We start from the raw sequence: 12,302 nt of genomic DNA on the forward strand, positions 1-12,302 counted from the left end.
CAGTGCTGTCAAATCGGAGTTGTTGCATTATCTCGATGCCATGAAATCTGCGGCCTAGTCGCGGAAGTGTCAAAATTTATGCAATGATTGGGTTTATATTGGAAAATCTCCTGTCCGGCCCTTATCCAAATGGTTATCGAACATTTCACATTTTGTAGGAGCGGCCGTTGGCCGCGATCGGGCTGTGCTACGTAGTGAGATTGTTCGCGGCCAGCGGCCGCTCCTACATAGGTAATTGGTGGGCCTGGGGCTCGGCGCTCCCGGCAAAAAAAAGCCGCACAGTGGGGGAACTGTGCGGCAAGCTCAGATCACGCTAACAGACTGACTAGAAATCGTAAGCGACACTCAACTTGATATTGCGCGGCAGGATATAGCGCACATTGGCCGCGGTCGGGTCCCGGGGATCGCCCTCGGTGGCACCTTCCTCGTCGGTGAGGTTGTTCACCGCCAGTTGTATGCTGAAATCGTTTAGGTACACCATAGTCCCCAGGTCCACCTTGGTGTAACCGGGCAGGGTTACCGAGTTGCCATTGTCGCTGTAGCGGTCGCCGATACGGCTCACCGCGCCGTAGAGGGACATATCCACGCCGTTGCCCAGAGTCCAGTCGTAGCTCTGGCTCAGGCGCACCTGGTGCTCCGGCTGGCGCAATACCTGGTTGCCCTCGAATTCACCACTGGTGATTTCCGGTTCCTGCACCGTGGCGTTCAGGCCAAGGGTGAAGTCGCCCCAGTAGAGTTTGCCATCCAGCTCAACCCCCAGGGCTTCGGTTTCCAGGCGGGTGCAGACACCGCTGCCGACGACACAATCCGGCATGCCCTCGGTTTCGTTGTAAAAGAGAGTGGCGAACAGGGAGTAATTTGCATCCTGCAACTTGTAGCCCAGCTCGTACTGTTCGATATCGATCACCAGATCGGAACCTGCGCGGAAGCTGCCGCCGAAGTTACGGTATTCGTCGAAGTCGGCAAACTTGAAGCCGGAGTTGATGCGGAAGAAAGTCCCCATATTGTCGGCGAAGGCCCAGTTCACCGCGGCGGTGTAGGCGGTGCCGTCCTCATCGGCTTTGTATACGCTGTACACACCGTCCCGCGCGCCGTCGTCCACCGAATAATTAGTCTCGCGATTGGCGGAGCGCACACCCAGGTCGAACGTGAAATCGCCCACATAGAATTCACCGGCAATATACAACGCGTCCTCACGCGCGTCGCCGCTGGCATCCACATCATAACTCCAGCCGCAAGTCACCACGCCCGGCGCGTTGCACTCGATCTCGCCGGCGGCGCCGGTGCTGGCGATCTGTTCGCCGTCGTGGTCCAGCACAAAATATTTCTGGTTGCCCAGGGACCACCACTCACCCACCTCCCAGGCGGAAGCGTAGTAGCCGAAAGTGACCTTGGCGGTATCCCACTGCTTGGCAATGCTCAGGTCATTGCTCTTGGCCTCGATCTCCTTGCGCACCACCCAGGGGCCGAACAGCTGCACCAGGGTATCGCCGCTTACCGCCGCGCCGGAAACGGTGGTGGCGGAAGTGATGGGGTCGTCATTGATATCGGTAAGGCTGTCCAGGCGCACCGGGCCGCCGTCGGGCACATAGCCCAGGGTGTCGGCGTTGCCGGTGGTCAGCGCGAAGCGGTCGGTAAAACTCCAGCCATTGCCCAGATCCATTTCCACATAGGCGCCGCCGATGCTGCCGTCCCAACCGCGGCCCTCGCCCATGTCGTAACTTCCCCAGACGGTTTCCGATCCGCCACTGTTGTCCGGCCGGGAAACCGGTACCAGTGCATTGCGGTTGCTCGGGCCCACCTGCGTATAGTCCGCCGGCAGAAATGAGGCACCGGGCAGGTACCAGGTGCCGTGGTCGTCGGTGTCGCGCAGGTAAAAGCCGGCCTTGCCGTTGTCCAGTTCCGCGGTCAGGTGCAGGGTGAACTGGTGGCCCTCCTCCGCGCTGAAGCCGGCGTCGCGCACACCCGGCGAGGAGCTGACGTAGCCGCCCATCATGTAGTAGACGTCGTCGCTCAACTTGCCGCTGAGCAAGCCGTCCACCCGCTGCAGGTCGTAGTCGGAGGCGGAGTATTTGAGTTTGCCGGCGGTCTCCTCGGTGCCTTCCTTGAGAATAAAGTTGGTGGTCAGGCCCGGCTGGCCGTTGGAGTACACCGGGTTGGGGCCGCCGCGCAGGCCTTCCACCCGCTGGATGGTCTCGTCCACCCGGAACAGCGAGGAGTTTTCCATAAAGGACAGGGTCGGCGCGGGATACACCGGCAGGCCATTCATGGACACGGTCACAAAAGGCGCATCGCTGCCGCCGGGGAAACCGCGCACGTCGATATTCGCCCCGGCCACGCCGCCGGAACTCTCCACCCACAGGCCGGGAATGGTTTTCATCAGGTCCGCCGTGCTGGCCGGGGACACGCGGGCGATCTCGTCGTCGTTCAGGGTGATGATGGAAAAGCTGGCATCCAACTTGCGGATACTGGCACCGCCTGGGGTACCGGTGGTGACGACTTCCTCCATCACCATATCGCCGCTATTGATCGGCTGTTCCGCCTCCTGGGCGACCAGCGCGCCGCTGAAACCCAGGGAGACCGCCGCCAGGGATACCGCTCGGGCCAGGGGCTTCTTGTTTATCTTTATCTTCATCAAGGCTTCCCTCTCATCCGCGTTTTTATAGGGGATTTATTGTGTGCTGTGCAAATTTTGCGCTTGTAGTTATCGGGCACTTGTTATCGGGCAAAAGTAATGCAAACGATTGCACTCACTAATACAAGGGCGATCGCGTGCCAGCCTATCGCCGGGGTGTCACTATAATTCGGTCATGCAATCGATTGCAATAGGCGGATAAAGCAAGTTGGAAATGATTTGGCTATACGCTGAAGGGGTTTTTATTACCGGTGAGACTTAAGATGCGAGGTGGATTGATTACTTTTCATGCAATCCGGTCCATGCTGTCGGCGCCTGCTTGCAGGCGAATGGCTACGGAGTTCCGTTCTTGTTCGCCTGCAAGCAAGCTCCTATGGGGGCCGAGTGTTGACTTAAAGTATGCCCCTAGCGCAACACAACCACGCGGCAGTCCTCAAGCGCCTCCCGATCGACACAGACTTCAAAGCGATCCCCCAGCGCGGTAAACAGATGAGCGATCTGCGCCGGGTCCAGCAGTGGCTCCCCGTTGATACGCACCAGCCGGTCGCCGGGGCGGAACCCCGCCCTGGCCAGCGGATTCCTGTCGCTGAGTTCGGCAATGCGCATGCCGTCCACATAACCCTCGCGCCCGCCCGCCGTATCGAAGGCGGGCTCCAGGGTCAGGGTTTCGAACAGTTTGCGTACCGTTGGCGATATCTTGTCGGCGGTAAGGCGGTCAACGGCCACCGTCTCCTTGAAACGGGCTTCCGCAGCCCGCTCCAGTTCCAGCAATCGGCGCCGCTCCCGCGCCTGCTTGGCAGTGAGGCCCAGCGTTTCCTCTCCAGCGGCGGGCTTCCGCGCAGAAACTGATACATTCCCTCTTTCCACCTGAGGCACCTGACGGGATTGCAACGCAGGGGCGCTCGGCTCCGGTTCTCCGCCGCCGGACATCGAACGGATGCCGACGGCAATCGCCGCAATAGCGAGGAACAGTGGAAATACCCTCGAGTATCGCACTAGAAACACCAGTAATTGGTGATGCAAAACTCCTCATCCATAAAGCCGATCATAATGCCCATATCGTGATCGGTGGCGTTGGGGCGATAGATCTGCGCGTGGGTTTGCATCAGGTCGCCCTTACTCACACCAGGCCCACTATCCCCCGCGTGGCACACAGTCATATCGGAAATATTGCCGTTGTAATTACCCAGCCCCAGGGGATCGGAAGTGACGGTGTTGACGGACAGCGGGTGCGCGGCGTCGGCACCGGTGCCCGATCCCACGGGTACACTGGAGGACCCGGGCGCGTAGCCGGCCACCGAGGTGCAGAGATTGTCGCCGGTGGTCTCGTTGCGCCAGGCAATGCTTAGCCCGTAATTATGTAAATGGCCGCCGATATCGGTGACCTTGTGAGAGCGGTCCGCCTCCCAGGCCCACTCGATATCGGAGTAGCCCGCCGGCACTTCGTATTCGGAGTAGCCGCACTGATCGATATCGATCCAGATCGGCCGCACCCGGTCCAGTTCCACCTGCTCCGCATCCACCCAGGTGAATTTGTATTCGAAGTAGACCGTCTTCGGTTGTGGCGACATGTTCATAAGGTGATAGACCAGCCCCCAGTCGTCACCCTCGCCCACGAAGTAGCCGTAATCCCCGGAAATCGCGATGCGCGTGCGCTCGTTGCCGGCGGCGAAAAAACGCTCGTTGCCTCCGGACAGGCCGCCCAGGCGCTGGATCGGTTTATCGCTGAAGATATTCGGCCGGCAGGTGACATCGGGCCGCGAGAAGTTCATGTTCACCACGTGGTGCAGCATGGTGCCGTTATTGAAGTTGGCAATACTGCCGTCGGCGAGCACCAGGTTGGGCTCGATGGAGGTGATGTAGCAGTCTTGACAGGGCTTGGTAACCGCGTAGTCCGCCACGCTGGTGAACAGGCCGATCAGCAGCTTGCTGAAATCGGAAGCACCGGCCACTTCGTTGTGCTTTTCCCCGGGGCCCTCCGCGGTGGCGGCCGGGAGTTCGATCGGCCCCCAGCGGACCGTGGTCTGCTGTTCCTGGGCATTTGCGGTGCTGAATACGAGGGCGACCGTCAGGGCCACCAGGGCGGCGGGGCCGCCGGATTTTGCAGTATTCATCTTCCTCGGTTCCTCTCATCATTATTAATGTTTTGAACTGCGAGTAGTGGTTTTGGGGTACTGCATGATTTCTGTTGCCGCGGTGCCGGAAAATCTGACACGACACAGTGTCAGTACTGTATTATTGACATGACTGCATGTCAAAAGACCATTCGCGCCAACCGCTTATTGGCGCTGGTTTCGCTCCGCTGCCGTGATGTGAAGCCGATCCGTGGGTGATAGCATGCGTCATTCGCCACATTTTTGGATGGATAAAGCGATGGGCCGGACCCTCGCCCCCAGCAAGGGGCGCAGCTACCGGGGCATAGACCCGGAGAGCCGCAAGCAGAAACGCCGCAGCGCGCTGATCGAAGCGGGGCTGGAGCTGTTCGGTACCCGGGGCTACCGGGCCAGTTCAGTGAAGATGGTGTGCGAGCAGGTGGGCCTGACCGAGCGCTATTTCTACGAGTCCTTCGCCAATCGCGAGGACCTGCTGGGCAGCGTGTTCGACAGCCTGGTCCGCGACCTGGACCGGCGCCTGCGCTCTGTGGTGGAAGACCGACGCTACGGCCACCGGAAACGCCAACAGCGGATGCTGGAGGCTTTCTTCCGCTTTATCCGCGACGATCGGCGGCGCGCCCGGGTGATGCTGTTCGAGATACTCGGGGTCAGCCCGGATATCGACCGGCGCTACCAATCGGCGGTGCGCAACCTGGCGGAACTCTTTGAACACCCCAATCTCGGATTGCTGCCGGAGGACTCATCCGCTTCGGAAGGCAGGGGGGTGATGAGCATCGGTCTTGTAGGAGCGATCGTCCAGATCGCCATCCAGTGGGTGCTGGAGGATTTCCGCACACCCACCACAGAGGTGGAACGCAGCGCCCTGAAAATCTACACCGCGGTCGCCAGCGCTCACTGAGCAATAACACCCTGCAACCGCGCCTTTCCGCCACCCGACACCTTCACCACCGCCACGCCGCCATCGGCCAGTTCTTTTTCCAGTGCCAGGGCCTTTTCCTTGGGGGCGAACAAAGCCTCGATACCGTATTTGATCCGCACCGAACTCCCGGGCCCCTCAAACCAGCGGTCGGACACGCGGCCGCGCAGGAACAACCCGGATTGCGGTTTTTGCAGGCTCACTTCGGAGAATTCGTACAGAGCGTTTTTCCCCGGCTCCAGGGATACATAGACCACCTCGCCATTGCGCAGTCTTTTGCCGGGAGGAAACAGGTTCGCGTCCACCCGGGAAATTTCGTATTCCAGCCGGGCGTAATTCCCGCGGAACAGGGAACGCGGGTCCACGGGCACGGTTTTCAGTTTTATTTCGGTGCCCGTCCACAGCGGCATCTGCGCGCTCACATACATGCCGGAGAGGACGACAAACTGAAAAGCAATGGCGGCGATCAGGCCGATCACGATTTTCTTTTTCATACCGCACCCTCCCGCGAATGGAATCTCCGCCAATACCTGGCCGCCGCCAGCAGCAATACCGCGAACAGCAGAAAGACCGCCGCACCGCCGATATAGTCACCGATCAGGTCGATATAGCGCATCAGCGCGGTCAGCAGTATCGCGGTCACGCCGAGAAAAAAGTAATGGGAAATGCCGCTGTGAATCCCCCGCACAATCAGCCAGATACCCATGCCGATCAGCGCGACGTTGTAAACCAGCTGAAAGTAAACCGTGTGCTCCTCATTGCCCACCAGAATCGCCACCAGCAGCGAGAGAAAATAGAAAGCCAGCAGCCCCGCGGTGGCCCGCAAGCGCCCTCCCCCGGCGGCGAATACCAGCGCGATGGCGGCAAGCAGGCCCGACACCACTGTCATCGGCAGCCAGTAGCGCCACTCCGCCTCGATCAGTTCCTCCCAGGGGCCGGCAAAACTCAACACCAGCATCAACACCAGCCCGAAGCGCAGACTCCAGATCGACAGCACCGCGCCGTAGTCCCGAGCCACCGCCGAGGTACGTGCAGCCAGCCAGTGGCCGAGGGCATAGAGAGCGATAAATAAGGCCACACCCACCGCCAGGTTTTCCGCGCGGAAATCGAAATGGCCCGAATCCCGCCACCAGGCCGCCAGCGAATACTCCGTCCAGAAACCGATACCGGCCACCACCAGCAATAACAGCAGAATGCTCTCACGCCCGCACCACAGCACCCACAGGAAAGCGGCAATAAATAGAGGAAAGAGCACCGGATAAAAGCCGAGGGAAACCTCCAGGAAAAACCACACCAGCGCCAGCACACCGGCCTGCAGCGCCAGCCAGGGATTGCGCAGCAGCACCGCAAAGGGCAGGCAGCCCAGGGCCCACCAGAAGACCCCGTCCGGCATATGCTCACCCAGGTGATAGATCTGCGCGATCAGGATAATAGAGGCACCAAAGAACAGATTGCCCAGCAGGAAGATCCCCGTGGCACCGCCTTCGTCTCCCGACAGATAGCGCCGCAACGCCAATCCCTGGGTGGCCACCGTAATCGCGATCAGCCCCCACATGCGCAGGGCGCGGGGAATCTCCTCCCAGTTGGCGCCGATCAGGGTGATCAGCGCCAGGCCGATAAACAGATAGCCCAGGCCCGTCAGTACGCTGTAGCCCAGGGAGCGCCCCTGCGCCTGCTCGAAGTCCGCGCCGTAGCGGGTGCAGATCCGCTCCGCCTGCTCGCGACTGACAATCCCCTCCGCCACCCAATCGGCGGTCTCCCGGGCCAGGTCATTCTTCAACAGCCGTATCAGCCGCATCCCTCTCCCCTCTTCTCTTTATTGTTCCGGGAACCGGCCCCGGCCATAGCAGCCGAGTATCCGGAAAGGTTTGGCGCAAAGCAATCCATGACCCCTGGCTATGAATAGCCAATCAATGATCAGCTGTAACTATTAGACCCATTGGAATAGATTATTTTTATCAATCAACAGAAGTCCATAGTATAGCCCTCGTCCAAGACAACTTCTGAACCCAAGACAGTCAACGAGGAGCAATCATGTCTCACTACATCAACACCGAACTCAAGCCCTTCCAGGCCAAAGCCTACTTGAACGGCGAGTTTATCGAACTCAGCGACGCCGACCTGAAAGGCAAGTGGTCCGTGGTCTTCTTCTACCCGGCGGACTTCACCTTCGTGTGCCCCACCGAGCTGGGCGACCTGGCGGACAACTACGCCAAGTTCAAGAAGATGGGCGTGGAGATCTACTCCGTATCCACCGACACCCACTTCACCCACAAGGCGTGGCACGACTCCTCCGACACCATCGGCAAGATCCAGTACCCGATGATCGGCGACCCCACCGGCACCATCAGCCGCAACTTCGGGGTGATGATCGAGGAAGAAGGCATCGCCGACCGCGGCACCTTCGTGATCGACCCGGAGGGTAAGATCCAGATCGTCGAGATCACCGCCGGCGGTATCGGCCGCGACGCCAGCGAACTGCTGCGCAAGATCAAAGCCGCCCAATACATCGCCGCCCACCCCGGCGAAGTCTGCCCGGCCAAATGGAAAGAAGGCGAAGCAACCCTCGCCCCGTCCCTCGACCTGGTCGGCAAAATCTAAAGCCGCCCCTACTCCCCTCTCCCGCCCGCGGGAGAGGGGCCGGGGGAGAGGGCCCCGGGACCGCGGAGCTCCAGCTCCGCATGTGGGCCAAAGGCCCACCCACAGAAATCTTGAATGGGACCACCATCCCCATATTGACCCGCCCCCAAGCGGGTCCTTTTTAACCCCAAAGAACCACAGGACACACCGATGTTGGATGCAACCCTGAAACAGCAACTGGACACCTACCTGCAAAATATCGTCAATCCGATTGCAATCAGTGTGTCCGGCAACAGCAGCTCAAAATCCGCAGAGCTGCAAACCCTGGCCGAAGAAATCACCGGCCTCTCCAGCAAAATCGCCCTTAATAGCGGCAACGGCAAACGCACACCCAGCATGGCCGTAGCCCCCGCGGGCGAACAATCTCGGGTCAGCTTCGCCGGCATTCCCCTGGGCCACGAATTCACCTCCCTGGTACTCGCCCTGCTCCAGGCCGGTGGCCACCCGTCCAAAGCCGACCCGGAACTGCTGGAACAAATCCGCAACCTCCAGGGCGAATACCATTTCGAAACCTACATCTCGCTGTCCTGCCAGAACTGCCCGGACGTGGTCCAGGCGCTGAACCTGATGGCGACTTTGAACCCGAATATCACCCACGAAATGATCGACGGCGCCCTATTCCAGGACGAAGTGAAACAGCGCCAGGTAATGGCGGTCCCCTCGGTCTACCTGAACGGCGAACACTTCGCCCAGGGCCGCATGACCCTGCAGGAAATCGTCGGCAAACTGGACACCGGCGCCGCCGAACGCAAGGCCGCCGAATTGAATGAAAAAGAACCCTACGACCTGCTGGTGGTCGGCGGCGGCCCCGCCGGTGCGGCAGCAGCCATCTACGCCGCGCGCAAAGGCATCCGCACCGGCCTGGTAGCCGAGCGCTTCGGCGGCCAGGTGATGGACACCGTGGGCATCGAGAACTTTATCTCAGTGCCTTACACCGAAGGCCCCAAACTCTCCGCCAGCCTGGAACAGCACGTCAAGGAATACGGTGTGGACATCATCACCGACCAGCGCGCCGCCAACCTGACGCGCAAACAAATGGTGGAACTGGAACTGCAGAGCGGCGCCACCCTCTCCAGCCGCTCCGTAGTCCTCGCCACCGGCGCCCGCTGGAGACAACTGGGCGTACCCGGAGAAGAAAAGTACCGCACCAAGGGCGTAGCCTACTGCCCCCACTGCGACGGCCCCTTCTTCAAGGGCAAACACGTAGCGGTGATCGGTGGCGGCAACTCCGGTATCGAAGCAGCCATCGACCTGGCGGGCATCGTCAAGCAGGTCACCGTACTGGAATTCGCCGACACCCTGCGCGCCGACGAAGTACTGGTGCGCAAGGCGAGATCCATGAACAACCTGGATATCATCACCAACGCCCAGACCACAGAGGTCCTCGGCGACGGCAACAAGGTGAACGGCCTTGCTTACACCGACCGGGAAACCGGTAAAAGCAAACAACTGGAACTGGCCGGCGTATTCGTCCAGATAGGCCTGGTGCCCAACACCGAATGGCTCAGGGAAAGCGAAGTGGAACTCAACCGCATGGGCGAGATTCTGATCGACGAGCGCGGAGCTACCTCCGTCCCCGGCGTCTACGCCGCCGGCGATGCGACCACCGTACCCTACAAGCAGATTGTTATCTCCATGGGTGCGGGAGCTACGGCGGCGTTGGGGGCGTTTGACTACCTGATTCGTTCCTCGGTAGCCGACGAGGCAGTGCAGGAAGAAGTCGAGCCCCAGGTGCTGGCAGCCAGCGCTTAACTTACTGATACCAACCTCAAAAAGTGGCCGGAAGATTTCCGGACACTTTTTGACCATCTCCCATAGGGCAACCACGTCCTTTCCCTCCCTCGCATCTTCCCACTTAGCTGGAAAAATGATCACCGGGGCCGATATCTCTGCTTGCAAGCTAAAACCGACTGAAAGCCCCAAGTTACCCGCCATACAAAAAAAGAGGGATATGAGGCTCGATGAACGCTTTCACAAAATGAACAAACGTACCACTTTATCTTCGGGCTTGACGGGATAGGGCTTCCGAAGCATTCTTGCTTAAAAGTAGCAATTGAGATATGAGGCAAGGGGTATTGGCCTCCACGATTATATAAATGTTAGCGAAACAAGGAATATATCGGAGTAAGCATGGATGACGAGATTGAGTTCAGACTCATTGGTGAAGGCATAAAGCCAGGATCGGTGCGTTCTCACGAGCTTGCTGAGATTCTGGAAGCCGTTGAAACTTTCGCTTCTGCAGAGGCCTTAGAGGCAAACCCGGATCTTGCAAAGGACGAGCTGGTGGTTGGCCTTTATCATATCGCTGATGAAAGCATTGGACTTAGGTTTAAGACTACAATGGCCGCAGCTGTGTTGCCTGCGTTCATCGCGGCAAGCCAAGCAATCGCAGAGTCAGACTTCGATGCACTTGCTCCACAGTCTTTGAAGTCTTTGCAGACAGTGGCGGCATTTACGAAGCGACATAATTGCAAAGCAGATATTCAGTTGCCTGGCTCGGCACGCCCTCTCGCTTCCATAACTGCTGAAACTCTAGTTCCTCCTCCGGGCCAGATCACCGGCTCTACAGAATTAGTCGGAAAAGTGTTGCGCGTGGGTGGAAAGGTTCCGCGCGCAATGATCGAGATGCTCGATGGTTCCGTCATTTATTGCGATGTCGCATTAGATGTCGCGAAGGATCTCGGTCATAAGCTTTATTCCTTTGTAGTTTTACAAGGCTTAGCCGCTTGGGATACCCGAAGTATTAAGCTTCAGGAGTTCTCGATAACGAGCTTCCAAGAGTTCAAACAGGAAGATCCTCTAACTGTCCTGGGCCAGTTAAGATCCAATATCGGACATGCATTCTCGGAAGTGGATGATGTTCCCGGTTTCGTTGAGGCACTTCGGCAGGGTGAGGTGCTGCAATGAAGCAAGTGATTTTAGACAACCATATCCTAATCTGGGGCATCAAAGAGCAGGCAGAAGCCGGTCAAGAGGAGATGATAGAAAGGACACAGCAGTTCTTTGAAGAATGCAAAAGAAAGAAGACAAAATTACTCATTCCATCGGTTGTCGTTGGCGAACTGCTTACTGCTGTAGAAGCTAAGTATCATCCTATGACCTTAAACTTGCTGCAAGGCTCGTTCTTGATACCACCCTATGACGCAGCTTCCTCGGCAATATTTGCCCGGCTTTGGCGTGAGAAAAAGGAGTCCGGAGCAGTAAATCAAATCCGGGAAGAGTTGCAGGCTACCCGGCAAGAACTGAAAGCAGACTGTATGATCGTGGCAACCGCAATTGCACAAAAGGTGGATGCAATTTTCAGCCATGATGCAAAGTTAAAAGCGTTCGCTAATGGTCAGATACAAGTCTTAGAAGTACCGAGACTGCAAGCGCAGCAGAGGCTGAGCTTAGAGGAAACATAAGAACTTAGGATATGAATCGCTAACTAAAGCGTCAACGGGACCGGTTTTCTGCTGACGCTCCAAACCAGCCCGTTACGCAAGCGTTCAGACTGTAGAAAAACCCGAGAACTTCTTGAATAGGCAAATTTTTCGTGCGGAAAGTGCTCTGAACTTCTCTTCGCACATGCAAACAAGTCCAGAATTCACGTACTAGCGTTATTTTCCGGATAAAATATAATCAGAAAGAAGGGGCTGGATTTTTTCTACAGCCCCGTCATGTAACTTTATACATTGGGGCAATTAAATAAGATGATTCCACCTCGAGTATTTATCTCCTATTCTCATGACTCGGCTGCTCACAAAGAGTGGGTTTTGAACTTCGCAACCACTCTCCGAAGCAGAGGAGTGGATGCTATATTAGATCAATGGGATTTGCGGCCCGGCGATGATCTCCCTCATTTCATGGAAACTGAACTTGCGAAATCTGATTTCGCTACAATGATTTGCACAGAACGTTATGTTAACCCTGTAGTTGCATAAAAAAAGCACGTTATCCTGCAAAAATACCGAGATTTGCAGTCTCAAACGTGTCTTTCAGATAAGGTCCTGGATCT

General features: G+C 57.8%; 11 protein-coding genes. 6 read left to right on the forward strand and 5 right to left on the reverse strand.

Translation table 11 applies throughout. The annotated features are described in order from the left end of the window. Positions 1-325: 325 nt before the first annotated feature. From FHS09_RS21835 to FHS09_RS21845, 3 genes are all read right to left on the reverse strand, one after another. Positions 326-2,635 (reverse strand): TonB-dependent receptor, encoded by a 2,310-nt coding sequence (locus FHS09_RS21835; protein WP_221192192.1) that lies wholly within the window; start codon positions 2,633-2,635, stop codon positions 326-328. Positions 2,636-3,040: 405 nt separating this feature from the next. Next, on the reverse strand, positions 3,041-3,631 hold the full coding sequence (locus FHS09_RS23320; RefSeq protein ID WP_183463934.1) for a PDZ domain-containing protein: 591 nt from the start codon (positions 3,629-3,631) through the stop codon (positions 3,041-3,043). Further along, positions 3,631-4,749 (reverse strand): hypothetical protein, encoded by a 1,119-nt coding sequence (locus tag FHS09_RS21845; protein WP_183463936.1) that lies wholly within the window; start codon positions 4,747-4,749, stop codon positions 3,631-3,633. The genes FHS09_RS23320 and FHS09_RS21845 overlap by 1 nt, the downstream gene beginning before the upstream one ends. A 259-nt stretch (positions 4,750-5,008) precedes the next feature. Between FHS09_RS21845 and FHS09_RS21850 the strand changes: the two genes are divergently transcribed. Then, a complete protein-coding gene (locus tag FHS09_RS21850; RefSeq protein WP_183463938.1) occupies positions 5,009-5,647 on the forward strand; it encodes a TetR/AcrR family transcriptional regulator in 639 nt (212 codons plus the stop codon). On the opposite strand, the gene FHS09_RS21855 is transcribed toward FHS09_RS21850, so the two are convergent. Continuing rightward, the gene (locus tag FHS09_RS21855) at positions 5,641-6,159 is read right to left on the reverse strand and encodes a GDYXXLXY domain-containing protein (RefSeq protein WP_183463940.1); all 519 of its coding nucleotides are present in this window, start codon (positions 6,157-6,159) and stop codon (positions 5,641-5,643) included. The genes FHS09_RS21850 and FHS09_RS21855 overlap by 7 nt on opposite strands. After that, the gene (locus tag FHS09_RS21860; protein WP_183463943.1) at positions 6,156-7,463 is read right to left on the reverse strand and encodes a DUF2157 domain-containing protein; all 1,308 of its coding nucleotides are present in this window, start codon (positions 7,461-7,463) and stop codon (positions 6,156-6,158) included. The genes FHS09_RS21855 and FHS09_RS21860 overlap by 4 nt, the downstream gene beginning before the upstream one ends. 236 nt (positions 7,464-7,699) lie before the next feature. Here FHS09_RS21860 and ahpC point away from each other — a divergent pair, with 236 nt between their 5' ends. The 5 genes from ahpC (at position 7,700) to FHS09_RS21885 (ending at position 12,228) form a co-directional block, all read left to right on the forward strand. Continuing rightward, positions 7,700-8,266, forward strand: a complete 567-nt coding sequence (gene ahpC, locus FHS09_RS21865; RefSeq protein ID WP_183463945.1) for an alkyl hydroperoxide reductase subunit C — start codon at positions 7,700-7,702, stop codon at positions 8,264-8,266. A 189-nt stretch (positions 8,267-8,455) separates the two neighbouring features. After that, a complete protein-coding gene (gene ahpF, locus FHS09_RS21870; protein ID WP_183463947.1) occupies positions 8,456-10,057 on the forward strand; it encodes an alkyl hydroperoxide reductase subunit F in 1,602 nt (533 codons plus the stop codon). Positions 10,058-10,435: 378 nt separating this feature from the next. Continuing rightward, positions 10,436-11,212: a hypothetical protein gene (locus tag FHS09_RS21875; protein WP_183463949.1), complete on the forward strand. Its 777-nt coding sequence runs from the start codon at positions 10,436-10,438 to the stop codon at positions 11,210-11,212. Beyond that, positions 11,209-11,709, forward strand: coding sequence for a PIN domain-containing protein (locus FHS09_RS21880; RefSeq protein WP_183463951.1), 501 nt, complete (start codon positions 11,209-11,211; stop codon positions 11,707-11,709). The genes FHS09_RS21875 and FHS09_RS21880 overlap by 4 nt, the downstream gene beginning before the upstream one ends. Positions 11,710-11,997: 288 nt before the next feature. Beyond that, positions 11,998-12,228 carry a toll/interleukin-1 receptor domain-containing protein gene (locus FHS09_RS21885; RefSeq protein WP_221192193.1) on the forward strand — a complete coding sequence of 77 codons (231 nt, stop codon included), beginning with the start codon at positions 11,998-12,000 and terminating at the stop codon, positions 12,226-12,228. Positions 12,229-12,302 lie beyond the last annotated feature (74 nt).

The organism is Microbulbifer rhizosphaerae (assembly GCF_014191725.1).
Lineage (GTDB): Bacteria > Pseudomonadota > Gammaproteobacteria > Pseudomonadales > Cellvibrionaceae > Microbulbifer > Microbulbifer rhizosphaerae.